Here is a 26,542-nt window from a genome sequence, read left to right as displayed (position 1 = left end):
CTTCAATCGATGATTTGGGTGCCGTGTGGGTGGGTTTACTCATTGGCTGGAGTGTCCGGCGCATCAGTTTTGAACCCAGCCCTTGCGATGGTAATGGCGCAGCACAATGGCGCGGTTGAACAACGGGTTGCCGATCCACAGGCCGTTCAAGGTGAAGAAGGAAAGGATTGCCCACCACCACATGCCTTTGAAGGCATAGTAGAAAGGGCCGAACGGCAGGCACCAAAGCCTGTGCAGGTTGCCGAGGATGACTTTCTCCTGCCCGTTGAAGCTCCAAGTTGCTCGAATGACCATTGCGATCTCCTTTCGCTGATTGCAGTCGCAACAGAGCAATAAGATCGGACAGCAGCAGTCGTCAGGGTATTTCCCGGTGAGGTACCTGCCTGCGCGGCGCACAGGCGCCAGCGCCAGCCTCGGCCCAGCGTCGGGCCGGGATAGTCGCAAATGCCGGCAACACGTCCTGCTGGCTCAATACAACGCGGCCACGCGCGCCTATCGCTGCACATGCCGGGGCTTGGTTGGGGTTGTCCCTGACATGCCTGCTGACCTCGTCTTATCGATCTGCATCAGAAACCTAGGAGATCGACATGTCCGACATCATCACACTGAAAGCCCTGTGCGAAGAACTGAAGATTGACCCGCGCGAAGCTCGCGAACACCTGCGCGCTGCCGTCAGCGACGCCAAAGCCAACCCTGAACTGGCGAAGGCAAGGAAGCCACGCACACCTTGGCAATGGGTCAAGGGATCGACGGCTGAGAAAGAAGCACGAGGCGTAATGTCCAGCGCGAAATCAACTAAGAAAAGTTAGACGCCAACAGGAATCCAATGCCTCGTCTTCCGTTCGAGAACTAACCTCGCCTCCAAGCTTGGGTGTTTGCGTTCGATGCTCTCATTATAAATGTAGGTCGTGTCATCCCAAAACTGCGCGACGGCTTCAGTGAACTGGCGCAAGTGTTCTAAGGAAATATCCAAAAGACTGACCGAGGGTGGTTCACTACTTGCAACCCCGAAACCGTCTGGCGTTGATGGGACGGGCTTCCACAAATTGGGGCTAAGCTGATGTAGTCGGATGGCCGATTTTCCGTCGCCGTGTCGGCATGCATTTCCGAGGTGTTGAAGATTGTCTAGCAAGGCGAAACTTGGGAAACTATCCAGTCCAAGGCCACGAAGGTCCCGAAAGATCCTTTGTAATGCGTCCCAATTTGCCTTCTCTACTTTGTTTTTAAGGTTCTCATCGGGTCGAAGCTCCTTGGCACAACCGGCTAAATACGCTCTCAGTTGGCGCTCCCAAATCGACTGAATAGACAATGCAAATGCCAATTTTGCTTCTTGCAAAACATCTAGGGCATCCGACTGTATGAACACGTCTAATGGATCGTCGCTCTCTTTCAACTCACCGACACGTTGTTCTAAGGTGTCAATTGAAGGCGCAATCACATCATTAAAGTACGCCCTTATTGTCTTGTCGTGCATAGATGTCTGAACATCGGCATAGCAATTCGTCCATCTAAAGCGCGTCATCTTTTCAACCTCACTCGAAGCCGACGCGCGCGTTCTTTAAACGCGACTTCACCCCCTTCAAGAATGTCGCAAACCGATTTTCGGATTTGTGCGTTTTCTAGACCACCAGACAAGTAGGTTATTTCAGGCAATTCCCCTCTTGTGTGGTTTTCAGCGTTTGCGATGATGACTTGGTCGGCGTCTGTATTGATCACCAGATTTGCGTTGTGGGTGACCATTATCACTTGTCGCTTTGCTTTTGCCGCGATGAACAAGTCGACCAACTCATCGTTGACCGACTTTGGGTCCAAGTTTTCTTCTGGCTGATCGATAATCAGAGGGCGTGTGTCAGCATCATCCAGCGCCAAGTAAAGCAGTAGAAGCACAATCCCGCGCGTACCGGGCGACAACTTACGAATATCAACGCCATCAAAATCGATGCCGTATTGAAGACTGATATGATCTGTCGAATACAACCACTTGGCAAAACGCTTGAGCCACTCGCGGTACTCGTTCTCATCCGATTTCGTAACGTTGGCATGATCGAGCAAAGCAGACATGTGCTCGGCTCGAAAAGCTGCCATGGCCTTACCTACGGCATCTGCATCTCCAGTTTCCCAAGTGGCTTTGAGGTCATTGTTGACTTTCGACAGGAACGTGCCGGCGCCTTTGAATGGGGTATCCCTGCGTAGATCGATAAGGTACTTTTCTGCGAAGGCCGCCCATCTGTCGACGTCGACCGAACGGGATACTGTAAACGACATTTTTTTGAGGCTTCCGGTTGAACCGGACAGTCTATCAAGCAAGGGCTTATAGAGTTCTGTCAGAACGGCCTGTTCAGAGGTGACCGCGCTAAATACTCGAGCATAGGCTTCATCTCTTTCGGCCTGCAACTCTGTGATACGTGCACGGGCTCCTTTTGCGGCCTCAAGTTTTTCTTTCAAGATGGTAAGAGATGTAGTTTCTGCTGAAATCTTCGATGTGAGGGCGGAGAATTGCTTTTTAGTCACTTCATCGGCAGCAACCAACTTTTCAAGCCGCGAGATTTCGGCTTGCAGGAGCGCTAAAGGTTGCTTGCTGAGCTCAGCACCTTCTGGGATTAGAGAGGTCTCCGAAGTCGTGGGCGCTGGCGGGGTGACACCCTTCCAAGAGCTTATAGATTTTTCGCAGTTCTCAAGAAGTTTGACGAGTTGGGCGTCGACATCACCTGTGTAGTCAATCCGAAACGCATCCCAATCACTATCTTTTATCTGACTAGCCTTTCGTCGCTCCTGAGTTGCTCGCAAAAGTTCCGGGGCCTTCGCTGTTCTTAGGTCCTTCACATCATCAGAAAGCCCCTCTAACGCTGACTTTTGCTGATTGAAATGGCGAAGGTAACCGCGAACTGTTTCGGCGGCCGTTGAAAGTGCATTTAAACGTGCCATTCGGGCTTCAGAACCCTTGACGACCAGCTTGCCACGATCTTCGTTCAGTTGCTCAATGAGTTTGTTTTTGGCCGCAATATCTGCAGTTAATTTGGACACCATGCGAACTTGTTCGTACTCGGTACTAATCCGATCCGACAACGAAACGATTGTTTCTTCTTCGCGCTCTCTGGCGTGACGAAACCGAGCCGACTTCAGCTCAAGCAGTTCTCGAAAATCAAGCGCGCCCTCCCTATCCGTCAGGGTGTGGGCCTCGTAAATCACGCGTTCGATTTCGCGCAGGAGGCCGTCGGTCATCGTATCCGCCGAGCACAAGTCCTCTACAAACTGCTGAGAAAGATAACGCGCGCGCGGATTAACTACGTCTGGATGATCACGGCCATCAAGGTATCGTGTTGTCGGCTCGCCCGCACGCCATATCGCCTTCACGTTGGCGTCCCCCAATAGATCGTTTGCGCGGCTCAGGAAGGACGGGCTTGGCTTGGAACTGTAGCCGCCCTCAGAGGTTTGTGGCGTAGTATCGCAAACTGAGGCGACAATATCAGCCAGCGCAGTTTTGCCAGAACCTCGAGCGCCGATTACGGCAACAAGCCCATGATTGAAGGCAATACGAGGCGTCTTCGTCCATGGTGCGTTTACAAGTTCAATTTCGTCGATGAGCTGAGACGGTGTTCCAGAGCGTGGGGGTGTTTCACCAACAAATGCGCGCCCAGCCGGATCAATGCAGGCCTGCCGCAGGGCATCGAACTCTAGCCCTCCTTTGATCCAAGAAAAACGGTTTCCGTCTGGTTTCCCTACAGTCCTCGTTTCGTGGCTGTCGCTTCCATGCATGCACGGCTTCAGCCCCCCATAGCTTGACATGAGTTCCTCGGTGGAAGCGGCCCGAAGGCCCAGCCAAAACTCACGTTGTGCAACACTACTCGCAAAAATGACGTCAGCGAATTTCTCAATCTCTTGCCGTAGGGTCGCATCCGCAGCTTCCTTTACGCCAGAGGTCCCGTCGTCTTTGCTTCCGGCGACTGCCACAAGAATGTTTTCTTGAGCCCATTTTGACTTGTCAAACTCATCTCGAAGCTGGTCGAACCCGACTTTGAACTGTGTTGCACCATGCTCCAGAGCCAGCTCGTCAGTGGTTTTGGAGGGGTCTGTTAAACGTCCTAAACGGATTAGATCTACCTTGGTACAGTTGAAGCTTTCGTCATGGGCACGAAACCGAAGGTTTCGAATAAACGCCTTCGCTTTCTCAAGATGGTCAGAGTCTTCAGGACTCACCATGAGGTGCATGTTCACCCACCCACCCTTGGTTGTACCAATTCCAATGCGCAGCTCAACATTCAGAAAGATCAATTCTATTTCGCTCAGCCGTCCGCTTTGCTTTGCTTCTCGCACTTTCTCGTAGGTATGGGTCAGGTAGTAATCAGTGACACCCAATGCCTTGATTTTCGGTGACGCGTTTTCCAACGCAGTGAGATAATCCTCCCACGCATTTGGCCCCTTAAACTGATCGTTCATGATCGTTCCGGGAGCATGAATATGTGGCTCCCACCTGCGCCACTCAGAACCCCTATTTAACACTGTTTGGAATCCTATTTTGTTCAAGTTACTTCGCAATGCACCAACTGCCGTGGCCGCCAAAACAAGAGTCTTCGCCTGAAATTCGCTGAAATAAGTTGCGTTTTCAGCAAGTCACTAAGGCTCTGTCTCTTTGATACTAGAGGCAAGTTGGACGCGTTTCACTATCAAATGCCACTTAAAGGTGAGTTCTTTGACGTGGCAAAGCAAGCTTAGGCTCGCTAGCCCTTTCAGACGAGAGTTGCTCACAACTGACTACGGTTGGACCAATTGTCTACAAACGGCACCCATTCGGCCCCCAAGAGGATGAGAGCACGAATGACCAAGCGGAAACGCGCATGAATAATTGTTTGTTTTCATAGATTTAAATGGTGCCCGGGGGCGAAATCGAACCACCGACACGAGGATTTTCAATTGGTCTGTTGATCCGTGCGGCCTGTCTCAAGAGCGCTCAATCTGTAACTTAGTCGATTGAAAACCTTGACCTTTTTTGCATGGCAGATCGTCTCTACCTGTTTCACGCCGTAGCATTCAAGCTCACCGCTTCTGCTACCCCAGTGATACCCAAGCGCGGCGATTAGTAGGTACTAAGCGGCTCTTGCTCAGGTCCTTGTTGAAGGAGCTTTGCTGCACGTATTGGAGCGCCAAGATACGGGACGTCGTCGCTCAACAACCTGTCGTACGGGCCAAGACCAAAGCCGCTAGACAGCGCCAAAGAGCCCAATACTAGCGTGTCAAAATCCAACAGAGCAGAGGGACGCAGTATGCGCTGCCAATGATAGCTGTCTTTCATTGCGGATTGGATTGCCTCAAAACGAGTATTTGCAATCGTTTCAACGCTTCGCAAAATGAAGGGGCGGTCAAGTCCTGACATACTTTTGAACGGGTTAATAAGCTCCTCTCCCATTCGCATGTAGCTATCAATGGAAAGACCTGTCACACCAACTTGGAAGCCCGCACGACGCTCCAGCGCCTGCCTAAACGGAACCTCGCTGCTATCTTTTGATGACAATCCATCTCGCAAACACTCAACTTGATACAATGCGAACAATTGACTAGTCGTCGTTCGTGCCGAGTTTTCCAGGGGGCGCGCAAAGCGTTCCCCCTCATCTTCCAAACGTTTTTGACTTCTGACGCCATCAATGAGGTCGCTGTGATCCTCTACAGAAGAAACGGCTTTTGGTCCTCCTGACAATGCGAGTAGCACAGCGCCATGAATAATCCCAAGTTCAAGAAAACCGTTCCCAGCTTTTCGGAGAAGGTCACGGGCTTCGTTGGAGTCTTCTAGCAGTAGCGCAATCGATGCAGCATCACGGTATGCAGTCGCTGCAATCGCTTGATGTTCATAACCATGCCGCCTGAACTCGTTATGGACCTCAGCGCGACCTTTGAGAAACTTTAGCCGATTGCTAAGCCTCTCGGGTTCGATCCAAAAACCTTCGTCATGCATTAGAAAATCTCCCTAATGTTGCTTAGGACATCAGGCTCAACATACTTTGGATTCGACCACGTGTGCTGCGGTCGCCAATGGCCATGACTAGGCTCCCACCATTCAACCCGCTCGATTTGATTAGACGGTATGTGAACCTTGGCTGTTAATTCGCCTTCTAGCTGGTACGGCGACCATCTTTGGTAAATATTTATGTCTCGTACCGCCTCCGCGACATTGCTGACCTCAACCGCGGGGTAGTGGCTCGTAGCCACCCAGCAAAAGAACAATGCCCCCGGCCTCGTCCAGTCGTCTGTGGCAAACTGCAAGGCAGTATCGATGGCAGAGTAAGCAAAATTCTGTTGAAGGATGGTGTTTCTTTCAACTGCACCACTGGCCAAAGAGATAAACGGGGTTTCGTCACCGAAATTCCCGTAGTCGTGCAAATGTCGGTCAAGATTGTGCGCTGTCAACACATTCGCAACCATGTGCGGAGTTATTTGGCGCTCCCTTCTCCACCAACTCGACATGATGCCATTGTCCTGACTTATGATTTCCTGCGCCTCAGATTGTGTGAGGCCAGTCAGGCCAGAAGGGTCACCGGCAATCCCTTTTACGCACTTCTGGATATACATCAGCCCCTACGCCTTTCCGTCGCATCGAGTATCAAATTGAGCAGTTCATCTGGGCGTGTAGTTAGCCCGAATGCGCCGCAAGGCGTATCGCGGTGTGCACCGACATAATAAATGACAAAAGGACTTGAGATGGAGGACAGTAACTCGGGAAGCAGCTTTTCCCCAGCCTCTCCGTCGTTCCCGCGTCCCATGTCGCTGATTACGATGTCGTAGATTGCGCCTTCCATTTTCTTTCGCGCTTCTTCATTTGTTTTTGCAAGATCCATCAGAACGCCGAGTTTTCGCAAAATGCCGATTTCGGGGATGTTGTTTGAGGGGTTGTCATCGATCCACAAAATTCGTGACGACCTTAGCAGCGGCCCAATCGTTCTCATTCTTCTGTCCAATTGATTCCGCAAGCCTGGCGGCAATGTGATATCTCTTGCTTCTGCAGCCTCCTGCACCTCCCCTGACAACTCCAACTCAACCCCAGCGAACCCTAACTTTGTCGCGCGGGCAAAGGCATATCTAATGGTTCTTGGCCCGACGATGAAAAACACAGAGGCAAAGAAAAGTGCCCACAAAAGATGGGGTGTGTACGGCAGCAAATCAGACCAGTGAAACCCACTCTCAGGGCTTGAAAAGGAAATCCGAATGTCCAAAATCTTCACCCCCGCGTCCAATCAACAGTAGTCATCCATACAGTCCTCATAGCTGTCCCCGGTCAGTTCACAAAAGGTCTTTAGCGCACCCTGCAAAGAAAAATACTGATGTTCACTGCGATGGTATAAGAACTCGCCACGAACGAAAATCTGTGCTACCGCCCAATCCTTGATTGCGTTGGGGCCGGGGTTGTGGGTCAGGACGATCAATGCATCTTCAACAAGAGATCGTTGAACTACCAAGCTCTGGTAGATGTCATTTCGTGCGAACACCTTTCCGAACACAAGGCTCTCTGCATAGCGCTCCAGCGCATCGTCAGTCACTTCCGTCGGGCATTCGGGAAACTCCGTTGGCACCCGCCAGCGAACTTGGATGACCGAGGGGGTGAGGGACTCGTACTCTTCAGGGTCGGGTTCGAAATCCGCGCGTTCAGCGGTGCCGTACAACCATTCACCAATTGCGCCACCACTGGGAACCGAACCGCTTTCTGCCCACGCTTGGAAGCGTGACTTCGTCTTGGCGGCCTCGTCCTTCGATACGGTTCGCATCCACGACACATCTGGGTAAGTTGCGTCACTTTGAAGTTTCGACGGATCGGCTAGGAAGGCTTCGATGGAACCGTAGACCAGTTCGATGCGTCGCGCCGTGATCTCATTCAGCAAAGCGTTTTCCAGCCTCGTTAGCCACCGCAAATTCTCCGGTCGGTTGTTCGCTCGGTTGGTATCAATGTGATCCACGACGTGCTGATCTGTGGGTGGTTCTCCGTGGAATGCAGAACAAACAATCCGGTGAACAGGGACACCTGCAAGGTATTGATATCCGGTTGTCTGGTTTTGGCGCCCGAAGGTCCACGTTTTGTCTAGGGGACGGGCGCGCTTTCGATATTCATTGAAGCGGTAAACCGCACCGTTATCGCGAACGAGATAACGCTCACCTCGATATTCAACATCAATTTCGTTATCGTAGCCGTCAAGCAAGTGATCTTGATCGCCCACTGGCAAATTTGTTTGGTCCCAAGATGACATCACACTCTCCAGCGCAAAAGTTGCTTCGGCTTTCTCACGACTAATCGCTCTGGTGCCGGTTGTTGTTGGAAGACATGAAACACGGCGTCTGGCGCTGCCTTATGCTCTGAAATGCAGCCAAAGAATGTCTTGCGCATAGACACGACGTCAACCAACGATTGAAGCCCTCGAAGAGCACCAAGCTCACCGGACCGCCAATTCAGAGCGAGCCATCTCGCCTCAACGCGTCTAGGATTGTCCCTGACGCGGCTTGTCCGCCCATCTTATCATGGGCTTATGAAACGCAAACTCACCACCAAGTTCATCGAAGGGCAAAAGCCTGACCCGTCCAAACGCCTCGATTTTCGGGACGAGTTGATGCCGGGTCTTGTCCTGCGCATCAGCGCCTCGGGGACCAAGACGTACTGCCTACACAAGCGTATCAACGGCAAAATGCGGCGATTGACCATCGGACGGTTTCCCATCATGTCACTGGCCGATGCGCGAGAGCGGGTGCGACAGGTTCTCTACGAAATCGAGACAGGACGCTTCGAGGATCGCACCGGCATAGAGTTCGAAACGAAACCGACGCTTGGCGACGTGATCCCCGATTACATCGAGAAACATGCCAAGGTTCACAACAGGGACTGGAAGCGCAAGGAAGCCCTGCTGGCCAAGTTCACCTCCCTACACGGCAAACGGATCGACGAGATCAAGCGGGCTGATGTCGTAAAAGCCTGCGACGTGATCCACAAATCCGCGCCGGTCAGCGCGAACCGTGCGCTGGCTCACCTCAAGCACCTGATGAGCTGGTGCGTCGAGCGCGGCATGATCGACGCCTCCCCCATCGCCGGGATGAAACCGCTTTCGAAAGAGCGGTCGCGCGAGCGCGTGCTGACCGACGACGAGCTGGGCGCGCTGTGGGAGGTCTTTGGCGACGAAGGCTATCCTTTCGGGGATTGTATGAAGTTCCTTATGCTCAGCGGCCAGAGACGCGCCGAGGTCGCTGAAATGCGTTGGCCGGAAATCGACCTCGAAAAACGCCTTTGGACGCTGCCTTCGCAGCGCGCCAAGAACGGCAAGCAGCACACTGTTCCGCTCACAGACGCTATGGTTGAAGTGTTGCGCAAGACGCCGAGGTTCTTCAATTCGGACTACGTGTTCACAACCACCGGGAAAACTCCCATTTCGGGGTTCGGTCGCCTGAAAGATCGGCTCGATAAGGCATTGCCCGAAGGCACGGAGCCGTGGATCATCCACGACCTTCGCCGAACAATGTCCACCAATATGGCGATGCTGGGCGTCCCACAGCCCGTCACCGAAGCGCTGCTCAACCACAAGACGGGTGTGGTCTCAGGCGTGGCCGCTATCTACAATGTCTATTCATATGCCGACGAAAAGCGCGTGGCGCTTGAGCTTTGGAATAGTCATGTCGAAAAATTCACCAGATCAGCCGTATTATCTCAAGTACCGCGAGTTGGGGTGGCTGGATCGTCCACTCCCACAAGCGCCTGAATTCTTCCCGCAAAAAGCAATTGACCGGCTTTGCCGCATTGGTGGGGCGAACGATGAAACCGACCGAATACGCCTAGCTGATGATCTTCGAACCATCGCTAAAGTCTTTTGGGTCGCGGCTATGTCCAGTCCTCTCGGCGTTCAAGGTGGGCCAGAGTCACAGACGCCTCACGCCAGAAAACGAACGATCACGGGTTCGGTCTTGCGTCCTGCCGAGCAGTTGATGGAAGTGCTTTCCGATGAGAACCTGACCGCTCTTTCTGAATGGCCTGACGAGTTGCCATCGCCCCCGCCGAACCGGCACACACTGATCGAAGAACTTACCAAACTAAGGAACCGAACCCGCGATCTTGTCGAGGTCTTGGATGATCGAAAACGGAAAGGTTCGTCGGTTTCTCAGGAGTTCAAAATCGATTTCGGGAACGCACTTGCAGGCGTGTTTGAACGTCACTTCCCAAACGCTCGTCATTCACGAGGCGGCTATGATCGCACTCCGGGCCCGAGCAGTGAGTATCAGGAATTCCTGAACGACTGCGCGCAAGAGGTCTTCGGCAACGGTTTCAAGTTTTCGGGAAAACGCCTTGGACGAAGTCGCGAAACTGCGAGGCAAGAGATAAACCTGCGCAACCTAAGCGCAGCTTTAGCTACGCCTTTGATATCACTGCGTTTCAATCTGTCATATGTTGTCCAAACATGGAGCCGGCTCCTTTGTCTAACCGACGAAAGGGAAATTCCATGAAGGATGAAACAGACAGACCGTTGCTTGTAACGCGCGACGACCTCAAGCGCTTTGGCATCCGCGTAAGCAATACGACTTTGCTTCGCTGGGAAGCCCGCGGGCGCTTTCCCCGAAGGGCGAAAATCGGCGGTACAACGGTCACGTGGTTCATGTCCGAGATCGAGGACTGGCTCGCTGAACGCGCCGAAGAACGCGCTCGCACGCACTACGCCGATTACTGATCACCCAGACAAGGAGAACTGAGATGCGAAAAGCATTTCGCTTCGAGGGTGACATGTTGTCGTCCTCGGTTGCCAAAGCCGCGCGCGCTTGGGCGCGGAATGGCGGCAAAATCGTCGCCCTACATGGCATTGATGATTACGGCCAATGCACGTGTGGCAAGGCCGATTGCAAGAGTCCGGGCAAGCACCCAATCGCGGACTTGTTTCCGAAGGGGCAGCATAGCGCCACGACCAGCGCGGTAAAAATCCGTCGCGCGTTCAAGAAGTACCCCAATGCCAACTTCGGCGTGATCCTTCCGCCGGGGCTGGTTGTGCTCGATGTTGACGGCCCGGAGGGGGCCGAAACCTTCAAGAAGCTGAACCTCCCGCCCACTCTGTCGGTCCGCACAGGTCGCGGAACACACTACTATTTCCGCGCCTCGGAAGCTCTACCCAAGAGGAAAGCGCCGCTTGCTGGCATAGATATCAAGGACAATGCCAGTGGATATCTCGTCGGTCCGCCCAGCATGCACAAATGCGGTCGCCGGTATCGCGTGCAGCGCGGAGAGGACCACGTGGCGGCGCTGCCTGCCGACTTCGTGCGCAAGCTGAAGCGTGAGAAGACCCGCACAGCGAGCTTCGACACGGTTGGTGCCTTCAGAGCTGGAAGCCGCAACAATGAACTGACCAAGATTGCGGGATCGCTCAGGTTTCGCGGGTTGGCCGAAACGGCAATCGCAGGCGCGTTGCAGGCAATCAACGCAGCGGCGTGTAGCCCGCCGCTCGATACCGATGAGGTCGAGCGTATCGCTTCCAGCGTCGGCAAATACGAGGCTGGGCATGAAGAGGCTTTCGGCTGGCTCGGAGACGTCGAGGAATCCACGCCGCAATTCTCGATGTATCCCTATGTAGTGAAAGGTGCCTTGACTGTCCTCGACGGGAACATGGGGCAAGGGAAATCCACCTTCACTTGCGCCATCGCGGCCGCCGTGACGACAGGGAAGCCCCCGCCGTTCGTGGATAACATAGAAAAAGGTTCAGTCCTTTTCATGTCTGCGGAGGACGATCCGTCGCGGGTGCTGAAACCCCGCCTCATACAGGCTGGGGCGGATGTTTCAAAAGTCCGCTTTCAACAGGAGCCATTTTCCTTGGACGAGCGTGGTTTGGCGTTGCTCCGGCAAGAACTGTCAGCAAACACGCCCGCCCTTGTCGTGATCGATCCGATCATCGCGTTCATGAAGGAAGGTGCGGACGGGAACAAGGCAACCGAGACCATGCATTTCATGGTGCAGATCGACCAGTTGGCGCGCGAGTTCGACACGGCCATCCTGATCGTGCGGCACCTTCGCAAGGCGCGGGCAGACCATGCGATGCACCAAGGTATCGGGTCGATTTCGATATCAGCGCGGGTTCGCTCAGGCCTGATCCTCGCGCCGCATCCAGATGACCCGCGTCTGCGCGCGGTGGCCCACGCCAAGTCGAACTATGCCGAACCCGGGCCGACAATCGTGTTCGAGATGCAGAGTACCGGGCCGCGCTCACACCCCCGCGTGAAATGGCACGCCTGCGAGCCTGAGTTGACGGTGGGCGAACTGCTCGCGCCGCCCGAGGCCGAACGGGGCCGACCGCCACGGCAACGCGACACGGCAACCGCGTGGCTGGAAAGCGTACTCCGCAAAGGGCCGGTCAAGAAGAAGGTTCTGGACGGCTGGGCGAAGGAAGAAGGGGTATCACTCCCGACCCTCCGGCGCGCGGGCGAAGCACTCGGCGTGGTGAAGTCGAAGGAGGGCAAATCCTCCGTCTGGGCGCTGCCCTGAACCATGCCGCCAGCATCACTTGCTCAGAAGTCGCACACGTGTGGGATTTTTGAGCAAGTGTTCATCCGCGCCGAAAACCGCGCCCACGGGCCTTGTCGGCTCAGGCAATCACAAACAAAAAGGAAGATCGAAATGCCCAACCATCAAGAAATGCAGAACCGCCTGAAAACCGCGATCCAGACGGCAATCCTGAACGAAGGTAAGACGGAAGGCACCGACGAGGTGAATCTCACCAACACCGATGTTGTCGAGGCCCTGCTGGAGATCACCGGATTTTACGCCTCTATCCACGGCTTCGAGACGTATTCTCGGAAGGAGCTTTCGTTCAAACACGCCCTGACGATCTTAAGTCACATCGAGCGATTTGAGAAATTGCGAAAAAAGGGCAAAATACCCATGAACGTGATCCCCCGCTCGAAAATTCACTAAGCCAAGGTGCGGTGGGCAGGGGCAGCGGCTCAGGGCTGGAAATCTCGGTAGTCGATATGACCCCTCGTCTGCCCGCAGGGTACGCGGCGTTAAAAAAACGCCTCCCCCCCATCCCCCTGTGGCCACCCTGCGTCAGCGCCGGATTGGGCACTGCGCGGAACGCCACAGGCCGACCCGTTGACTATCTATCAGTCTGTCGGATGCGAGCCGGACCCAAATTGCCGAGTCTTTTCATACAGTCCGCAATCGCGTTTGGTTTCGGTATCGTGCGCCGGGTTCCACTCGGGTGGCAAACTGGTTGGGCGGAGGCACGAGCGGTCATTCTTGAACCCAGCCTTTTCGGTGAAAGTGGCGCAGCACGATGGACCGATTATAGAGCGGGAACCCGAGCCAGAGTCCGTTGGCCGTCAGCAAGGACAGCAGTGCCCACAGCCACATGCCTTTGGATAAATAGTACAACGGGCCAAAGATGAAGCACCAAAGCCGGTGCCCGGTTCCGATTATAACCTTGGTCTCGCCGTTGAAACTCCACTTCGCCCGTACCGCCATTGCCGATTTCCTCACTGGTTGATTTCGATGCCAGAGCAATAAGATCGGGGACCATCCCCCGTCAGGGTAATTCCCGCGCCGACGAAGGAGACAACAGGGGCAACCACCCCGATGCACCGCGCCATCGCATTATCCGGGACAGATCATATGTGTTGCCCTCGCAGCGCCTCAGAGCGAGCGCAGGAGCGGCGCTTGGCGGTTTTGGGTGGAATGGCGGCGGAAAATGTCGAGTCGGCGCTCAGTGGCCCGCTCCGCCGCTCTACGGGCATGCTACCATCCAGCGCTCGACTGTGGTCACCTCGCGCAGGCGGCAAGCGTGCGCCAGAGGCCCTGTGTCGGGCGCTGAATTGGTGGTCGTGTTTTCGGGGAGTTAGGGCGGTCTCTTCGCGTGCATCACGTCCTAGGGGCCGCCACTGTGGTTCTGGTGGCCAAGCTGGCGCATCCAGCCCCGCGACAAGACGCGCGGATCAAGCACGCCTCAGCGCAGTGCACAGCGCGCCAGCCCGGTTCGCGGCGGGATCACCATGACCGAGGCACGCCCCGGCACTCCTGGCTCAATACAACGCCGCCGCGCGCGCGTTTCGCTCTCGATCCTCGGGGTTAGTTGCGGGCGCGGTCAGTTTCGCCCCAATGCGCGGCGCAGGTCGCTCAGCGTCGATCTGAACGGATGCCCGGACATGCTCAGGTTCAGGGGCAAGGGCGGCCCGTTCCTGACCAGCGTTTCCTCAAGAGACCACGGTTCGTCATGCTGCACGACCGAGATTGCCGCGTGCTCGGCAATCCAGTCTGTCAGTTTGTCCTCGTGGTGGCGATCCATGCGCACGCGATTTCGCTTGTCGCGCCAGAACGCCAGATCAAGTTCCTGTTCGAGAAGGGCTGCGAGCGACAGGCGCAAGGTTGAGGTGCGCACCGTTCCGCGTAGGTGGTTGCGCCAGAGGCGGCTTTTCACGGGCGTCGGCCCAGCTCGGCGCACTGGCCGGTCTTTCGGGGGTGCAATGCCAATGTAGAGCAGATGTTTCCCGTCACGCTCGTTGCATCCGCCCCTCGGCACCAAAGGCAAGCGGTTGTCGAACCACCACCCATAGACGCCGTGCGTGACCGCGTGCCGGTCTATGAACTCCAATACATGATCAGGCAGCAGGAGGGCTTCGGGCGACAGAACGGACCTCGCCTCATCTGATAGACTATGAGTCAACCTAGAGGGCGCATGTCCCCCTGCCTCTTTCTGCATTCCTGAATGCCGCCAGTGACTTTGGGCCTTCCGCAAGCCTAAGTCGATTATGACTCATAGTCTATGGTCGACAGCGTGACCGCCATGCGCCATGCCGCGCATGTCAATTCAATCGCGCGTTTCCAGAAACATCCAAAGGATCAGGAGAGAGAAGGACCTTTCGCAAGAAGAGGTCGCCCATCGCGCTGACATTCACCAGACCTACCTGAGCGGCGTCGAAACCGGGAAACGCAACCCGTCGATCTTGGTGGTCGAGCGCATCGCCAACGCCCTCGGCGTGGACGTCTCGGAAATCTTCAAGCCGAATTAGGGTTATCCCTGACACGCTCCAACCTTGCGTCTTATCGATCTGCATCAGCAACTTAGGAGATCGAAATGACCGACATCGTGACGCTCAAGGCCATCTGCGACGAACTCAAAATCGACCCGCGCGAGGCCCGCGAACGCCTGCGCGCCGCCGCCAGAGATGCCAAGGCGAACCCCGAACTTGCAAAGGCGAGGAAGCCGCGCACGCCGTGGCAATGGGTGAAGGGGTCCGCAGCCGAGAAGGAGGCGCGCCGCGCCTTACAGCCGAAAAAGGACTGATGACTTCGCTGAACGGCCATCAGGAAAATGAACGGAGCGGGTAGTTCGCTCCGTTTTTTCTATTCCTTCACCAGTTCATTCACTCGGCAATTTCGACCATGCATTGGCTTCATGAAGTGACACATGCAGACCATCTGGAAACCCGGCTGTGCCGACAATCACCATCAAGAATGCATTCAACTCATGCTTTGAGCGAGCGAATAGGTCGGCCATTGATGAAATGTCAGTTCCAGAAGGGGTGGGAATTGGTTGCGGGTGAGTGTGCCAATCTCCGAAATAGTGCAGCCCAGATTTGTGCAATGCGCTGATCTCCCGGCGTTCCGCAAAACGGTCTGCGACAAAGAAGAAGCGCCCTCGTCGGTCGGACCGCCTCGGACCGGTTGCCAGCTTGACTTGGATGCATTGACCTTCGACCGCGCCGAATAGCTGCCCACCAGCTTCAGGCATTTTCGGGTCCAACTGTCGCCATTTAGCAAGGTGATCGAGAACATCCTGTTCTAGGGTCAGAAATTGCCCACTTTCTCCAACGGGGTAGCGAATACTCATGCTTCTCCGCAAAAAGCACAGTCTCCCTTTTGCCTCCACTCAAATCTCCTCGTTCCGCCGAACTCAGGAACGTTAGAAAAGCAATTTAGGAAGTCCGGGGTGAAGCGCCCTCCTTGCTCGGCAATTTCTTCCTTCGAAGCCCAGTAAACGGCCTCTGTCCCGGGGTGCACCTCACCAAGCAGTGCTTTCGTTGAGGTCTTCGCCACTAAGGCCGCTACGCCTGACAACGATACTGGCCCATATGGTTGAAAACTGGCCCCACAGTGGGGCTGTTTTCGCGTCGTCTCGGTGTCCCACTCACACACAGTTCGTTGTGCCCTCCCGAAATGGTCCATACCGCAAGCAAAACATGGGCCATTGGAGCCGATCAATACGGCGTGTCCTGCAACAGAAAAGGGTTCCGCCCACCCATAGATCACAGGGGGGAAATCCGCTTCGTTCCTAGCCACTTGGTTAAGCCTGCCTTCAGCCACCCAACTGCCAACCGTGGACACGATCAAATCGGTGTTGTGAAACACCTCAGGACGTTTGCCGTAGAGCGATTGCCAGCCCTCGGAAAAGTACTTGATCGAGCGCATATGCGGGAAGTCAGCAGCCAATTTTTCTGCCAGTGACTTCGCTTTGAACGTCCTGACTTGCGTGACCCCGAGCGTATGGCGCCCAACATTGGGATAGTCCAGAAGTTCCGGGTCGACCAATGAGATCGTGCCAACACCCGTCTTGGCCAGAAGCAGAGCAACCTCGCTTCCCAATGATCCCGCGCCGATCATCAGAACACGCTTGTCAAACAAAGGGGCGACTGTAGCGGTGTCGCGCCCGTGAATCCACGATGGGTCCGCGCGCATAGTCTCGTGGCGCTCAACCTTGTTCCCCCCGAAAAGCCGCTGCATTCGGATATGGGTCGGTACCTTTCCAGGCCGAAAGCCCTTCTGCACCATGTCTGGGCGTCGCCCGGCTTTCATACCTTGTTTGACGGGGGGCATAACTTCGACGGCGAAAAACACCGGTCCATCATCCGTGCGCCCCTCGAAGGAAACGGTGAACTTGTCATCAGCGGTTACAGCCGCATCTTCCAGCATTTCTACGGATTCGGGTGCCAACTCCCGCAAAAAGCGTAGAACCGCCGCACCCGACCTCGGGTATTCCAAAGGCAGAATGGGCCTATTGAGGGCGATGTGTGTCGCGGTGTTGAATTTGTAGTCCTTCTTGTTCCCCGGAAAACGGTTGCGAAGCCAACTCTCCAAAGCCGTGTGGTCATCTGCCAGATAGTAGTCACCTGTACTGCACCACAGGGACACCCGACGAGAGGGACCGCCGGGCGACAGGAGGCTGACAATGTTTTTGCCCCCATCAGTTTTGCTCCAATAAGAATCGAACTCGTCCGCGAAATCACGGATAAACGCGTCGTCGTATGAAGCGACGATCAATCGAGTGGCTTCTTTGATAGCGTCCCATATTAACCCTTTGGGGTTCAGAGGATTGTGCTCTGTCCCCGGTGGGTAAAGGCAAAATGCACCGTCTTTTTCGATGTGCGGATACTGCATAAACCGAAATTTTTCGGTGCAGTACACGCGCGGCTTCGTCCACGGGAAATCCTGCAAGAGCACCACTTGCAGATCAAAGCGGTCAGCTTGATGTTGAAACGGGACAACCCATCCGTGGATTGGGTCCTTGGCCTCGTATCGAGACAATTCGCCCTGCGTGAGGTCTCGCGCATTCGGACATTGAGCGAGCACCCAGCGGGATAACTCAGCTATCATGAGATCGGTAGGTTCAGACGGCCCAGTCAATGCCGACTACCCGTAGCGGCCTCCGCCCTGCTTGTTCACAGCGGCGAGGTCATTGCTTTGCTCAGCGTCAACCTTTTCCACAATCCCCAAAGTAAGGGCAGCAGGTGCAGCCAACTCGCTTGCCTTTGTCTCAAGGCCAGCGTCGGGCACATAGAGGGTGAGATCGTCTGGGATACGCCCGCCCAATTGGTGTTGTAGGGCTTCGAAAGCTGCCGTGCGGTCTGACGTCTGTGTCAGCGCGTCTTTCAGGCGCTCAGCAAGCACTCTGGCCTTCGCAACGAAATCGCCGCGTTCCTCAGGTGACCAACCCTGATCCAACCGCGCGCCTTCTACGACCGGGTTTGGAATGTCATTGGCGAGAAAGTCGGGCAAGTCTTCTGCGACCCGCAACAACGCCAGATCGTCCCTGTCGCTGGCAATTGCTGCCGACGCCTTCTCAAAGACCGACACGACTGCGGCCATCAGTGCAATTGATGCCAACCTTCCTTCGGGCCATTGGAAGTCTTTCCAGCCCTTTAGATAGCGGCTGACGGTTCGGACCTGCTCGCCGTATTGTTTCACGGCATCGACAAACCAGTCTTCGAGCTTTCGCGGGTCGGATTTCATCCAACCCTCGTTTCGGTGCGCGAGCATCATCTCGTCGTGAGACAACATTCTATACGCGGTGTCTTCCATCATTAGTTCGGCTGTGAAGTCTACACCACGACTTTGGGCATCTTTCACGATGCGCTGAAAATCCGTATCCGGCACCGAGTATAGTGCGAGATCGGTATGCATGGTGTCGTCAATCTTCACTCGAATGCACGAAGGCTTGTCCGTAACGAGTTGCCAACCCTTTTTGTCGCAAAGTGGCGCTAGAATGCGCTCGATAATGAAAAAGTAGGCGGCGCTTTGGACAACCGGCGACCTGTCTCCACCCTTTTGAAAGTAGGAGACGGGCATGAAAAGCCCATCGTCCAAGTCAATCTCCTGAGGCGGCACATGCGCGGGTTGGTTGCAAGTGTGGTACGAGAAGCTGCCCTGCATCCTGAACTTCGGGGTCTGGTAACTACGCACAAGTTCTGGCGCTTGATCTTCGAACAGGACCTGATCACCCAGAGCTTTCGCAAACGACCCAAACTGCGAGGAGATTGCGCTGCGAATCTCATCCCGAGCGTCCCGCAGTGTCCGTTCCTGCTCCTCCGAAAGGTTCAATGCGAACTTGTAACCCGAGGGGCGGGACACGAAGGCTTTATGTGCATTAACAGGCATTAAACTGTCCCTCTTCTGGTCTTATCTTGTGGTGGTGACGCCGCTTGCCCATATACTTGGGGGCACTGGACCGAGTCTTCAATACCAGAGGTTGAGCATCGTGGCAAAGTTTGTTTCCCTTTCGTTCTGGATCACCTTGGCGGTCTATCTGGCTTTGGCCTCACCGCTTGCCGTTGGCTGGATCGAGACTTGGCTTGCCGCCAACTTGCCTGTTCTGGGATCGCCAGTTGCCAACCTACTGACTTCTAGAGTTGTCGCGGGGGTCATCTGGGGTAGCATTGCGCTGTTCATCGTCGCGCCAGGCTGGCGTCTTCTTTGGAAGCTACCTTTGGCAGGGCCATGGTTCGCAAATCGCTACTTTCCTGACCTGAACGGCGAGTGGGATGTAACGATCCAGTCCAATTGGCTGATTGTAGAACGCCTGAAAACCGCCGCCGCCAGTAACGAAATCACCTTTGATCCTGTCAACGACGAGCGCCCCGGACTTTTGGAAGCGAATTTTGATGTGAAAATCAAACAGACGTGGTTTCGGACCGACGTGGCCTTCCTACCGAACGAAAACACGCCATTGCTGAGTTCCGAGACAATCTCCGTGGAATTTTTCAAGTCAGAGAATGGGAAAAAATCGGTTGCATGGGTCTACGAGCAGACCAACAAGCAAGACAACTCTCAGCCTCTCGCGGTGACGGACCAACCCAAGTTTTACGGGTCTGCCGTACTCAATGTGAACGAGGGTGCGACCGAACTAAAGGGACAGTACTGGCAAAACCGATCTTGGAATCTCGGATTAAACGCCGCTGGTGAGATCACACTTAGGAGAAAGAGCCGATAGAGACCCGGCACGGGGTAGGCTCGAAATGCTACCCAAGTGATACCCACGAGCATCTTATCGGCATGAGCTTTGCCACCTCGCCAACCTAAGGCTTTGTTTAAATTGGTAAAAGTGGTGCCCGGGGGCGGAATCGAACCACCGACACGAGGATTTTCAATCCACTGCTCTACCCCTGAGCTACCCGGGCACGGGTGACGGCCTCGCCGTCGGGTGGAGGCGTTCTAGGCGACGCCGGGGAGAGTGTCCAGAGGAATTTTACAAAAAGATCCAACGCTCTTCCCGGTCCACCGAAAATCGCCCTCAGCGCCATGCAACACCATGAAAAATATCAGGAAAGACGCGATCCGGGTTCCGAGCCTGACAACAACTCTTCGGTCGCGTCCAGCGCTGCCTCGATGTCTTCAGGATCCCTGGAAGGGATCGCATATGTTCCCGATAACCAACGTGCCAGATCCACGTCGGCACAGCGGGCGGAACAGAAGGGATGCAGGGCGGGATCCGGCTTCCGGTTACAGATGGGACAGGCCATCATTGTCCCCCTTGCAGCATCTTCCGGATAAAGGCGTCCTGCGGCGCCCGTGCACGTTTGCGCTGAAGCTCGAAATTCCCGAGCGGGGTCCAGCCTGCCAGAACAGTTTCCACGGGATCCCTGCGGAATGCCGCGTTCATCGCGCTTTCGAACTGGCGCCTGTCCTTCTTCCCCATCGGCGCGAGGTCGAGGTAGATGATCCCGCCAAGCCCGCGCACCCGCAGCTGACGCGGCAGTTCTCGCACAGCCGCCAGGTTTGCCTTGAACCCGGCTGCCGGGCTGTTGTCACCGCCGGTGTTGACGTCGACACAGACAGCGCCACGCGTCACCTCCACGAAGAGATGCCCCCCGCCACTCAAGGGCGTCCGGTCCAGGAATTCGGTCTCCAGCTGGTCATAGCCGCCAAGCGCCTCCAGCAGCGCCTCCTTGGGCCCATGGGCGTCCTGCTCCAGGATCTCACCACGGTCCCAGTCGCGCAGGGCAAGCTCGTGCGCACGCGGCCCGTCGACCAGCAGCTCCGGCGCGCTGCCCTCGTCGCCCATGACCTGCGCCGCCAGCTCCGCCAGATCGGCGATTTCCGCCGCGATCTCATCTGCGATGTCAGCCAGGTCCGCCTCTGCACAGGCAGACCGGAGGATCAGCCCCGCACCCGCCCCAGCCACGGGGTGAGAGGCAAATACCTCATGCGCGATCTCAAGCAGGCCGTCACGCAGGTCGTCATCCTTGATCGAACGGGAAATGTTCATTCCCGGTGCGCCAGGCGTGACGATCGCATAGCGCCCCTTGAAGAGAACCTTCGTGGTCACCGGAAGCGCCTTGCCGGCCTCGGGGCTGCCGGTCAGCTGCACCAGCATCGTGTCGCCGGGGCTGATCCCCTTGACCTGCCGCACGAAGGCATTGCCATCCGGGGTCTTAAGGAACATGCCGCCCTGCCCCTTGACCGGGCGATCCGCGACGGCGCGGTAGATCGTCCCGACGGGAACCTGGTCCGGATCCTCGACCAGCAGATCGACAAGCTTGCCGTCCTCGAAAAGGGCCGCGACCTCACATTCCGTGGGCGTGCCGGACGCATCGGGCTGCGTCACCTTGTCGAGAACGATTTGACGGCCCTTCATGTGCCAACCTCCGGATCTTGCCACAGCGGCCAGCCGGCCGCACTCAACAGCGTGGCGGTCTCTGCCACTGGAAGTCCCATCACGGCCGAGAAGGAACCCTGGATCCACGGCACGAAAGCCCCTGCGGGCCCCTGGATGCCGTAGCCTCCGGCCTTGCCCTGCCAGTCGCCAGTGGCGAGATATCCATTCACCTCCACGTCGGAGAGACGTTTCATCTGGACCGCGGTGACAACGTCACGTTCCCAGACACGCGGCCCGATCTTGACGGCAACTGCGGTGATGACCCGATGGCGGCGCCCGGACATCGCATGCAGGAAGGCGGCAGCCTCTCCCGCATCGGCAGGCTTGCCAAGGATACGCCGGCCGAGCGCAACGGTGGTATCTGCGCACAGGACGATTTCATCGTCCGCTGCGACAACGGCCGCGACCTTCTCCCTCGCCATTCGCTGGCAGTAGGGACGTGGGAGCTCTCCCCGGGCGGGGGTCTCATCTATGTCTGGGGGGCGGATATCGTGGGGAACCACCCCCAGCTGGGCCAGAAGTTCCAGCCGCCGGGGGCTTCCCGAACCGAGGACGAGTTTCAAATCAGGCCCTCTTTTCAAAGACGTGTGTCTGCAAAGACAGTCGCCGCGCGAAACCGCGCGGCGTCACTTGAAGCGGTAGTTGATCCGACCTTTGGTCAGATCGTAGGGGGTCATTTCGACCTGCACCTTGTCGCCGGCCAGAACGCGGATGCGGTTCTTGCGCATCTTCCCTGCCGTATGTGCGATGATTTCATGGCCGTTCTCGAGCTCGACCCGGAAAGTCGCATTCGGCAGGAGTTCCTTCACGACGCCGGGGAATTCGAGAATGTCTTCCTTGGCCATGTGGTCTCCTGTGTTGCGTGTAAGCCGCGATAGCGCGGCCGTGCCGCGTAAATGGTCGCTCTTTGGTAGAAATTCAAGGGAATAATCTAGCGCAGCTCACAGCATTCGACGGAATCCTCGCCAGCCTGCACATCCCAGTCCCGCAGATTGCGAACATTGCCCGCCCGGCGGACGCGACGCACCGCGTCCAGGTCGATGTCCGCAAAGGTCCAGCCCGGCTGATTCAGCACGCCTTCGGCGATGACACCCGTCGGCGGGAAACCTTCATCCGGAGGGCCGAAGACACCACCCATCCCGACACTGACGTCCACCGCGTCCAGCTCCGGAAACGCCCCGACTATGGATGACATGACACTGACGCACTGGTTTTCCAAGGCACGCGCCATGGCGCCAATGCGGACACGCCAATACCCCTCCAACTTGTCGGTGGCCGAAGGCACCAAAAGCAGCTCTGCCTCGCGCTGTGCCCGGGCCTGAAGGGGGAACTCGCTGTCGTAGCAGATGTTCACCGCCAGTTTCCCCACCGCCGTATCAAAGACCTTCAACGGCCCTGTCCCCGTGACTTCCCACGGGTCCTTTTCCCACAGGGTCATCACCACCTTGTCCTGAAAACCGGTCTGCCCCGTTGGAGTATGCAGATGCGCACGATTTACCGTGGTGCCGTCCGCACGCATCAACGGACCAGAGGCCCCCAGGACGTGAACACCATGCCTTACGCAAAGATCGCGGTGCAGCTGGTTCGCATCCTCCATGAGGTCAGAAACCTGCCGGGTTGCGCGCGCGAGATCCGCACAGACTTCCCGTCCGCCAAGCGTGGCCAGCTCCATCGCTCCGTATTCAGGGAAGACAAGCAATTCCGCGCCCTGCCCCGCCGCCTCGGCGATCCAGGTGGTCAGCTTCTCTTCATAGGCAGACCAGTCCTTAAAGTAGGTCAGCGGATATGCGGCGGTGGCGAGCTTCATAGGGTCTTCATCCAGAACTGCAGGGGGTGCTCCGTCTCCGTCTGTTCACCGATATCCTTCCAGCGGAAATGTGCAACCGCGCCGGGAAGGGGCGCATAGCCTCGCTTGCGCCAGAAATCATCCAAAGGTCGATAGTCAGGCGGGCGCGCAGGATGGGACGCTGCACGCACCACCCCGCAGAACGCACTGTAGCGCCGCCCCAGACGGTGTGCATGCGCCTCACGCGCATCGAAGAAGGCATGGCCCAGTCCCCTGCCCCTATATTCGGGCAACAGGACCGACTCGGCACAGTAGAAGACCTCTTCCAGCGGCTCTGAACGACCAGAGAACGCGGCGGAGAAATCGTCGGCATGGGCTTCCATTCCCATCCCGGTCGCCACACCGACAACGCGGCCGTCATCGATCGCTGCCACGACGATCGCGGACGGCGAAAGGTAGTCCGACAGATACTGCCGCTCATAGGCAAGGTCCCCATCGTAGAGATAGGGGAAGGCGCGAAAGACCTCGATCCGAAGCCGCGCCACGTCATCAAGCGCCGCTTCCAGCGCCTGCCCCGTCAGGACCTCGACCTTCATGCGGAGACCTGGGCCACCCAGTCCGCAAGGTTGTAGTAGGTGGTCACGCGAGAGATAAGCCCGGCTTCATCGACGTCAAAGAAGCTGCCAGCCGGCAGGCGATAGGTCTGCCCCGTCGCTTCGGGCAGGCCCTCATCCGTCGCAAGATAGGTTCCGTTCACGACGAATTCCGCAGCCATCCGGCGCCCGCCTTCGGCCTCGAACAGGACCATGTCGGTCAGCAGTTCCTTGTAGCAGCGGGTCATGTGATCGTTGAATTCGGCAAAGAGCGCCTTGCCTACACGGATCTTCCCCTCGTTGACATGGTGTTTGACGTCTTCGGAAAGGCATTCGAGCATGGCATCGGTGTCGCCCGCGTTGAAGGCGTCGAAGTAGCGCTGGATAATCTGGGTCATGCGGCCTCGGTAGGGGGACCGAAACGGTCCTTCAGTCGGTTGATGATCTGATCCCGGCTTTGCCGGTAGGCGTTCAGCTTCTGATCCCTTGTCTCCCCGATGCCCGTCGGGTCCATGATCGGCCAGTACTCGACATCAAGATGGAAGTAGCGGGTCAGCTCCAGGGCGGAGCGCTGGCTGGCAGGCGACAGCGCGACCACGAGGTCGAAGGAACTGAGGTCGTCCCCCCATTGCTGCATCTCTTCGAAGGAACGGGACCTGTGGCGCGACAGCTCCACCCCGACCTCCTTGCAGGCCGCGATGGCAAACCCGTCGATTTCAAGGTCATTGTGGACCCCCACGGACTGCACGTAGGTGTCCATGCCGTAGAATTTCTTCATGATGCCCTCGGCCATGGGCGAACGCACCGCGTTGTGGTCGCAGCAGAACAAAACCGATTGCGGACGTTCCGCTGGCAAGACCTCATTACCCTCCGAAGTGCAGCACGCAGATCAGCGTGAACAGCCGTCGCGCCGTGTCGTGGTCGACGATGGCCTTGCCTTCGAGTCGTTCTTCCAGCACGCGCGCGCCTTCATCATGAATGCCCCGGCGCGCCATGTCGATGGTCTCGATCTGCGCAGGGGGCAGATTCTTCACCGCATCAAAATAGCTTTTGCAGATCGCGAAGTAATCCTTCACGACCTGACGGAACGGACCAAGCGACAGCAGGAACTGTGCCGCAGCCTCCCCCGCTTCGGTCTGGACGTCGAAGACCAGCCGCTTGTCACGGATGGACAGGCCAACCTTGTACGGCCCGTCGGGCACGATACGGTCATCCCGCTTGGGCAGGCTGAAGGAATTCTCCTCCATCAGGTCGAAGATGGCGACACGCCGCTCCTGCTCGATCTCCGGCGTGGGAGGCGGCAGATTTCGGTCGTCGAGTTCGATATGCGCGATATGGGACATGTTGCGTTTCCCTCGGACTCCGGACGGAATTCCCCTCGCCTACAGTTTATGCTGCATCGCAGAAAAACGCTACTGCAACTTGGTGCCTTGGTGAAGTTGCGTCACGTTACTGAAATCATTCCGTAACGCAACCGACACAAGGATCAGCCTTCATTGAGCCGATCGAGTCGCGCCCGGACAGACAGGCCGTGCGCCTCCAGGCTTTCCGAAATCGCCAGACGTTCGGCAGCGGGTCCGATCGCCTTCAACGCGGCGGGCGTCATCTGCGACAGGGTGGTCCGCTTGAGGAAGTCCATCACCGACAGGCCGGAAGAAAAGCGCGCGGAACGTGCCGTCGGAAGGACGTGGTTCGGGCCGCCGACGTAGTCACCGATTGCCTCCGGCGTCCAGCCGCCCAAGAAAATCGCGCCCGCGTGCTGACACTTCTCAGACAGTTCAAGCGGGTCCGCAGTGCAGATTTCCAGGTGCTCGGGCGCGATACGGTTCGAAAGGGCCGCGGCTTCATCCATGTCCCGCACGGTGATGATAGCCCCGAAGTCCTTCCAGCTTGCCCCGGCGATCGCCCGCCGTTCAAGCGTTTCCAGCCGCTTCTCGACCGCTTCGGCCACGGCGGAGGCAAGCGCCTCGCTGTCGGTGATCAGGATCGACTGGGCGCTCTCGTCATGCTCGGCCTGGCTCATCAGATCAAGCGCCAGCCAGTCGGGATCGTTGTCCGCATCCGCGATCACCAGGATCTCGGAAGGTCCCGCGATCATGTCGATGCCGACCTTGCCGAAAACCCGACGCTTGGCCGCCGCGACATAGGCGTTGCCGGGCCCGGTGATCTTGTCGACGGGCTTCACCGTCTCCGTCCCGTAGGCCAGCGCTGCAATCGCCTGGGCGCCGCCGATGCGATAGATCTGGTCCACCCCGGCGAGCCGGGCCGCCATCAGCACCAGCGGGTTCACCTTTCCGTCCGGCGTCGGCACCGCGATCGCCAGCCGCTCCACCCCGGCCACCTTGGCCGGAATTGCGTTCATCAGAACGGACGAAGGGTAGGAAGCGAGCCCGCCCGGCACATAGAGACCGGCCGCCGAGACCGCCGTCCAGCGCCAACCAAGGGACGCCCCGTCAGGGTCGGTCCAGAAGGCGTCTTCCGGCATCTGGCGCACGTGGTAGGCCCGGATCCGCTGCGCAGCCGTTTCCAGCGCCTGCTTCTCTTCCGCGGAAACCTTTGCGCACTGCGCATCGATTTCTTCGGCGGTGAACGCCAGCGTGTCGGCGGTCAGCTCCAGCCGGTCGAATTTCGCGGTCAGCTCCAGCAGGGCGGCATCGCCGCGCGCCCGGACATCTGCAATGATCTGCGCCACGGCATCATCAACATCCGGGGAATCCTCGCGCTTTGCGCCCAGAAGGGCCGTAAAACGGGCTTCGAAGTCGGTCTCGGTCGTGGACAGGAAATGCGGCATGGAACCCTCCGGGAAG

Annotated in this window: 31 protein-coding genes and 1 tRNA gene; 9 read left to right on the top strand and 23 right to left on the bottom strand. The window is 57.0% G+C overall.

Translation table 11 applies throughout. The features are described from left to right. Positions 1–63: 63 nt before the first annotated feature. Entirely contained in the window at positions 64–294 is a 231-nt protein-coding gene (locus AC2IR1_RS07400; protein WP_486475640.1) for a hypothetical protein, read from the bottom strand. Between the two features lie 293 nt (positions 295–587). On the opposite strand from AC2IR1_RS07400, the gene AC2IR1_RS07395 reads away from it, so the two are divergent. Then, positions 588–809, top strand: coding sequence for a hypothetical protein (locus AC2IR1_RS07395; protein ID WP_486475639.1), 222 nt, complete (start codon positions 588–590; stop codon positions 807–809). Here AC2IR1_RS07395 and AC2IR1_RS07390 read toward each other — a convergent pair. From AC2IR1_RS07390 to AC2IR1_RS07365, 6 genes are all read right to left on the bottom strand, one after another. Next, positions 806–1,522 (bottom strand): hypothetical protein, encoded by a 717-nt coding sequence (locus tag AC2IR1_RS07390; RefSeq protein ID WP_486475638.1) that lies wholly within the window; start codon positions 1,520–1,522, stop codon positions 806–808. The two genes, AC2IR1_RS07395 and AC2IR1_RS07390, sit on opposite strands and share 4 nt — an antisense overlap. Next, a complete protein-coding gene (locus tag AC2IR1_RS07385; protein ID WP_486476379.1) occupies positions 1,519–4,500 on the bottom strand; it encodes a TrlF family AAA-like ATPase in 2,982 nt (993 codons plus the stop codon). The genes AC2IR1_RS07390 and AC2IR1_RS07385 overlap by 4 nt, the downstream gene beginning before the upstream one ends. Before the next feature lie 574 nt (positions 4,501–5,074). Then, positions 5,075–5,947, bottom strand: a complete 873-nt coding sequence (locus AC2IR1_RS07380) for a hypothetical protein (RefSeq protein WP_486475637.1) — start codon at positions 5,945–5,947, stop codon at positions 5,075–5,077. Further along, positions 5,947–6,561 (bottom strand): hypothetical protein, encoded by a 615-nt coding sequence (locus AC2IR1_RS07375; RefSeq protein ID WP_486475636.1) that lies wholly within the window; start codon positions 6,559–6,561, stop codon positions 5,947–5,949. The genes AC2IR1_RS07380 and AC2IR1_RS07375 overlap by 1 nt, the downstream gene beginning before the upstream one ends. Next, positions 6,561–7,211: a hypothetical protein gene (locus tag AC2IR1_RS07370; protein WP_486475635.1), complete on the bottom strand. Its 651-nt coding sequence runs from the start codon at positions 7,209–7,211 to the stop codon at positions 6,561–6,563. Before AC2IR1_RS07370 ends, AC2IR1_RS07375 begins: the two co-directional genes overlap by 1 nt. A gap of 12 nt (positions 7,212–7,223) precedes the next feature. Beyond that, complete coding sequence (locus tag AC2IR1_RS07365) at positions 7,224–8,228, bottom strand: HNH endonuclease signature motif containing protein (RefSeq protein WP_486475634.1); 1,005 nt, start codon at positions 8,226–8,228, stop codon at positions 7,224–7,226. Between the two features lie 276 nt (positions 8,229–8,504). On the opposite strand from AC2IR1_RS07365, the gene AC2IR1_RS07360 reads away from it, so the two are divergent. The 5 genes from AC2IR1_RS07360 (at position 8,505) to AC2IR1_RS07340 (ending at position 12,907) form a co-directional block, all read left to right on the top strand. Further along, a complete protein-coding gene (locus tag AC2IR1_RS07360) occupies positions 8,505–9,722 on the top strand; it encodes a tyrosine-type recombinase/integrase (protein ID WP_486475633.1) in 1,218 nt (405 codons plus the stop codon). Further along, positions 9,637–10,461, top strand: a complete 825-nt coding sequence (locus tag AC2IR1_RS07355) for a hypothetical protein (protein WP_486475632.1) — start codon at positions 9,637–9,639, stop codon at positions 10,459–10,461. Before AC2IR1_RS07360 ends, AC2IR1_RS07355 begins: the two co-directional genes overlap by 86 nt. Continuing rightward, positions 10,458–10,682 carry a helix-turn-helix transcriptional regulator gene (locus AC2IR1_RS07350; protein WP_486475631.1) on the top strand — a complete coding sequence of 75 codons (225 nt, stop codon included), beginning with the start codon at positions 10,458–10,460 and terminating at the stop codon, positions 10,680–10,682. Before AC2IR1_RS07355 ends, AC2IR1_RS07350 begins: the two co-directional genes overlap by 4 nt. Positions 10,683–10,705: 23 nt before the next feature. Then, positions 10,706–12,478 carry a bifunctional DNA primase/polymerase gene (locus AC2IR1_RS07345; RefSeq protein WP_486475630.1) on the top strand — a complete coding sequence of 591 codons (1,773 nt, stop codon included), beginning with the start codon at positions 10,706–10,708 and terminating at the stop codon, positions 12,476–12,478. Between the two features lie 132 nt (positions 12,479–12,610). Beyond that, complete coding sequence (locus AC2IR1_RS07340; RefSeq protein WP_486475629.1) at positions 12,611–12,907, top strand: hypothetical protein; 297 nt, start codon at positions 12,611–12,613, stop codon at positions 12,905–12,907. 318 nt (positions 12,908–13,225) lie between these two features. On the opposite strand, the gene AC2IR1_RS07335 is transcribed toward AC2IR1_RS07340, so the two are convergent. Together AC2IR1_RS07335 and AC2IR1_RS07330 are read right to left on the bottom strand one after the other, a co-directional pair. Next, the gene (locus tag AC2IR1_RS07335) at positions 13,226–13,456 is read right to left on the bottom strand and encodes a hypothetical protein (RefSeq protein ID WP_486475628.1); all 231 of its coding nucleotides are present in this window, start codon (positions 13,454–13,456) and stop codon (positions 13,226–13,228) included. Between the two features lie 616 nt (positions 13,457–14,072). Further along, positions 14,073–14,579 carry a GIY-YIG nuclease family protein gene (locus AC2IR1_RS07330; RefSeq protein WP_486475627.1) on the bottom strand — a complete coding sequence of 169 codons (507 nt, stop codon included), beginning with the start codon at positions 14,577–14,579 and terminating at the stop codon, positions 14,073–14,075. A gap of 199 nt (positions 14,580–14,778) precedes the next feature. Between AC2IR1_RS07330 and AC2IR1_RS07325 the strand changes: the two genes are divergently transcribed. Beyond that, positions 14,779–14,997 carry a helix-turn-helix domain-containing protein gene (locus AC2IR1_RS07325; protein WP_486475626.1) on the top strand — a complete coding sequence of 73 codons (219 nt, stop codon included), beginning with the start codon at positions 14,779–14,781 and terminating at the stop codon, positions 14,995–14,997. Positions 14,998–15,062: 65 nt separating this feature from the next. After that, positions 15,063–15,272, top strand: a complete 210-nt coding sequence (locus AC2IR1_RS07320) for a hypothetical protein (RefSeq protein WP_486475625.1) — start codon at positions 15,063–15,065, stop codon at positions 15,270–15,272. 75 nt (positions 15,273–15,347) lie between these two features. Here the strand turns inward: AC2IR1_RS07320 and AC2IR1_RS07315 are convergent, their stop codons facing one another. Genes AC2IR1_RS07315 through AC2IR1_RS07305 form a run of 3 tightly spaced genes read right to left on the bottom strand, consistent with a single transcriptional unit; the run spans position 15,348 to position 18,859 of the window. Beyond that, a complete protein-coding gene (locus AC2IR1_RS07315; protein ID WP_486475624.1) occupies positions 15,348–15,818 on the bottom strand; it encodes a Mov34/MPN/PAD-1 family protein in 471 nt (156 codons plus the stop codon). After that, the gene (locus AC2IR1_RS07310; protein ID WP_486475623.1) at positions 15,815–17,578 is read right to left on the bottom strand and encodes a ThiF family adenylyltransferase; all 1,764 of its coding nucleotides are present in this window, start codon (positions 17,576–17,578) and stop codon (positions 15,815–15,817) included. The genes AC2IR1_RS07315 and AC2IR1_RS07310 overlap by 4 nt, the downstream gene beginning before the upstream one ends. A gap of 36 nt (positions 17,579–17,614) precedes the next feature. After that, entirely contained in the window at positions 17,615–18,859 is a 1,245-nt protein-coding gene (locus AC2IR1_RS07305) for a CBASS cGAMP synthase (RefSeq protein ID WP_486475622.1), read from the bottom strand. A 100-nt stretch (positions 18,860–18,959) separates the two neighbouring features. Between AC2IR1_RS07305 and AC2IR1_RS07300 the strand changes: the two genes are divergently transcribed. Then, positions 18,960–19,691 carry a hypothetical protein gene (locus AC2IR1_RS07300; protein WP_486475621.1) on the top strand — a complete coding sequence of 244 codons (732 nt, stop codon included), beginning with the start codon at positions 18,960–18,962 and terminating at the stop codon, positions 19,689–19,691. A gap of 112 nt (positions 19,692–19,803) precedes the next feature. Here AC2IR1_RS07300 and AC2IR1_RS07295 read toward each other — a convergent pair. The 11 genes from AC2IR1_RS07295 to hisD all read right to left on the bottom strand — a co-directional run bounded on the left by AC2IR1_RS07295 (position 19,804) and on the right by hisD (position 26,526). After that, positions 19,804–19,878: transfer RNA gene (locus AC2IR1_RS07295), tRNA-Phe, on the bottom strand. 141 nt (positions 19,879–20,019) lie between these two features. Next, positions 20,020–20,220: a DNA gyrase inhibitor YacG gene (locus tag AC2IR1_RS07290; RefSeq protein WP_486475620.1), complete on the bottom strand. Its 201-nt coding sequence runs from the start codon at positions 20,218–20,220 to the stop codon at positions 20,020–20,022. Beyond that, the gene (locus AC2IR1_RS07285) at positions 20,220–21,335 is read right to left on the bottom strand and encodes a ribonuclease E/G (protein WP_486475619.1); all 1,116 of its coding nucleotides are present in this window, start codon (positions 21,333–21,335) and stop codon (positions 20,220–20,222) included. Before AC2IR1_RS07285 ends, AC2IR1_RS07290 begins: the two co-directional genes overlap by 1 nt. Beyond that, positions 21,332–21,919 carry a Maf family protein gene (locus AC2IR1_RS07280; protein ID WP_486475618.1) on the bottom strand — a complete coding sequence of 196 codons (588 nt, stop codon included), beginning with the start codon at positions 21,917–21,919 and terminating at the stop codon, positions 21,332–21,334. The genes AC2IR1_RS07285 and AC2IR1_RS07280 overlap by 4 nt, the downstream gene beginning before the upstream one ends. A gap of 63 nt (positions 21,920–21,982) precedes the next feature. Beyond that, complete coding sequence (gene infA, locus AC2IR1_RS07275) at positions 21,983–22,201, bottom strand: translation initiation factor IF-1 (RefSeq protein ID WP_010137880.1); 219 nt, start codon at positions 22,199–22,201, stop codon at positions 21,983–21,985. A gap of 86 nt (positions 22,202–22,287) precedes the next feature. Further along, positions 22,288–23,163, bottom strand: a complete 876-nt coding sequence (locus tag AC2IR1_RS07270) for a carbon-nitrogen hydrolase family protein (protein ID WP_486475617.1) — start codon at positions 23,161–23,163, stop codon at positions 22,288–22,290. Continuing rightward, entirely contained in the window at positions 23,160–23,738 is a 579-nt protein-coding gene (locus AC2IR1_RS07265; protein ID WP_486475616.1) for a GNAT family N-acetyltransferase, read from the bottom strand. The genes AC2IR1_RS07270 and AC2IR1_RS07265 overlap by 4 nt, the downstream gene beginning before the upstream one ends. Next, positions 23,735–24,133, bottom strand: coding sequence for a ketosteroid isomerase-related protein (locus AC2IR1_RS07260; RefSeq protein WP_486475615.1), 399 nt, complete (start codon positions 24,131–24,133; stop codon positions 23,735–23,737). Before AC2IR1_RS07260 ends, AC2IR1_RS07265 begins: the two co-directional genes overlap by 4 nt. Then, positions 24,130–24,591 (bottom strand): arsenate-mycothiol transferase ArsC, encoded by a 462-nt coding sequence (locus AC2IR1_RS07255; protein ID WP_486475614.1) that lies wholly within the window; start codon positions 24,589–24,591, stop codon positions 24,130–24,132. Before AC2IR1_RS07255 ends, AC2IR1_RS07260 begins: the two co-directional genes overlap by 4 nt. Before the next feature lie 7 nt (positions 24,592–24,598). Next, positions 24,599–25,078 carry a UPF0262 family protein gene (locus tag AC2IR1_RS07250; protein ID WP_486475613.1) on the bottom strand — a complete coding sequence of 160 codons (480 nt, stop codon included), beginning with the start codon at positions 25,076–25,078 and terminating at the stop codon, positions 24,599–24,601. 143 nt (positions 25,079–25,221) lie between these two features. Further along, a complete protein-coding gene (gene hisD / locus AC2IR1_RS07245) occupies positions 25,222–26,526 on the bottom strand; it encodes a histidinol dehydrogenase (RefSeq protein WP_486475612.1) in 1,305 nt (434 codons plus the stop codon). Positions 26,527–26,542 lie beyond the last annotated feature (16 nt).

The sequence above is a fragment of the Pseudooceanicola sp. NS-SX8 genome (assembly GCF_057380755.1).
The sequence above is the reverse complement of the archived record's forward strand: the minus strand, read 5'-3'. Positions and strand labels throughout refer to the sequence as shown.

Excerpts from the sequence above, each read along its gene's own strand:
- AC2IR1_RS07400 (WP_486475640.1), bottom strand. The coding sequence starts at position 294 with ATGGTCATTCGAGCAACTTGGAGCTTCAACGGGCAGGAGAAAGTCATC.
- AC2IR1_RS07395 (WP_486475639.1), top strand. The coding sequence starts at position 588 with ATGTCCGACATCATCACACTGAAAGCCCTGTGCGAAGAACTGAAGATT.
- AC2IR1_RS07390 (WP_486475638.1), bottom strand. The coding sequence starts at position 1,522 with ATGACGCGCTTTAGATGGACGAATTGCTATGCCGATGTTCAGACATCT.
- AC2IR1_RS07380 (WP_486475637.1), bottom strand. The coding sequence starts at position 5,947 with ATGCATGACGAAGGTTTTTGGATCGAACCCGAGAGGCTTAGCAATCGG.
- AC2IR1_RS07375 (WP_486475636.1), bottom strand. The coding sequence starts at position 6,561 with ATGTATATCCAGAAGTGCGTAAAAGGGATTGCCGGTGACCCTTCTGGC.
- AC2IR1_RS07365 (WP_486475634.1), bottom strand. The coding sequence starts at position 8,228 with ATGTCATCTTGGGACCAAACAAATTTGCCAGTGGGCGATCAAGATCAC.
- AC2IR1_RS07360 (WP_486475633.1), top strand. The coding sequence starts at position 8,505 with ATGAAACGCAAACTCACCACCAAGTTCATCGAAGGGCAAAAGCCTGAC.
- AC2IR1_RS07355 (WP_486475632.1), top strand. The coding sequence starts at position 9,637 with ATGTCGAAAAATTCACCAGATCAGCCGTATTATCTCAAGTACCGCGAG.
- AC2IR1_RS07350 (WP_486475631.1), top strand. The coding sequence starts at position 10,458 with ATGAAGGATGAAACAGACAGACCGTTGCTTGTAACGCGCGACGACCTC.
- AC2IR1_RS07345 (WP_486475630.1), top strand. The coding sequence starts at position 10,706 with ATGCGAAAAGCATTTCGCTTCGAGGGTGACATGTTGTCGTCCTCGGTT.
- AC2IR1_RS07340 (WP_486475629.1), top strand. The coding sequence starts at position 12,611 with ATGCCCAACCATCAAGAAATGCAGAACCGCCTGAAAACCGCGATCCAG.
- AC2IR1_RS07335 (WP_486475628.1), bottom strand. The coding sequence starts at position 13,456 with ATGGCGGTACGGGCGAAGTGGAGTTTCAACGGCGAGACCAAGGTTATA.
- AC2IR1_RS07325 (WP_486475626.1), top strand. The coding sequence starts at position 14,779 with ATGCCGCGCATGTCAATTCAATCGCGCGTTTCCAGAAACATCCAAAGG.
- AC2IR1_RS07320 (WP_486475625.1), top strand. The coding sequence starts at position 15,063 with ATGACCGACATCGTGACGCTCAAGGCCATCTGCGACGAACTCAAAATC.
- AC2IR1_RS07315 (WP_486475624.1), bottom strand. The coding sequence starts at position 15,818 with ATGAGTATTCGCTACCCCGTTGGAGAAAGTGGGCAATTTCTGACCCTA.
- AC2IR1_RS07310 (WP_486475623.1), bottom strand. The coding sequence starts at position 17,578 with ATGATAGCTGAGTTATCCCGCTGGGTGCTCGCTCAATGTCCGAATGCG.
- AC2IR1_RS07305 (WP_486475622.1), bottom strand. The coding sequence starts at position 18,859 with ATGCCTGTTAATGCACATAAAGCCTTCGTGTCCCGCCCCTCGGGTTAC.
- AC2IR1_RS07290 (WP_486475620.1), bottom strand. The coding sequence starts at position 20,220 with ATGGCCTGTCCCATCTGTAACCGGAAGCCGGATCCCGCCCTGCATCCC.
- AC2IR1_RS07285 (WP_486475619.1), bottom strand. The coding sequence starts at position 21,335 with ATGAAGGGCCGTCAAATCGTTCTCGACAAGGTGACGCAGCCCGATGCG.
- infA (WP_010137880.1), bottom strand. The coding sequence starts at position 22,201 with ATGGCCAAGGAAGACATTCTCGAATTCCCCGGCGTCGTGAAGGAACTC.
- AC2IR1_RS07270 (WP_486475617.1), bottom strand. The coding sequence starts at position 23,163 with ATGAAGCTCGCCACCGCCGCATATCCGCTGACCTACTTTAAGGACTGG.
- AC2IR1_RS07265 (WP_486475616.1), bottom strand. The coding sequence starts at position 23,738 with ATGAAGGTCGAGGTCCTGACGGGGCAGGCGCTGGAAGCGGCGCTTGAT.
- AC2IR1_RS07260 (WP_486475615.1), bottom strand. The coding sequence starts at position 24,133 with ATGACCCAGATTATCCAGCGCTACTTCGACGCCTTCAACGCGGGCGAC.
- AC2IR1_RS07250 (WP_486475613.1), bottom strand. The coding sequence starts at position 25,078 with ATGTCCCATATCGCGCATATCGAACTCGACGACCGAAATCTGCCGCCT.
- hisD (WP_486475612.1), bottom strand. The coding sequence starts at position 26,526 with ATGCCGCATTTCCTGTCCACGACCGAGACCGACTTCGAAGCCCGTTTT.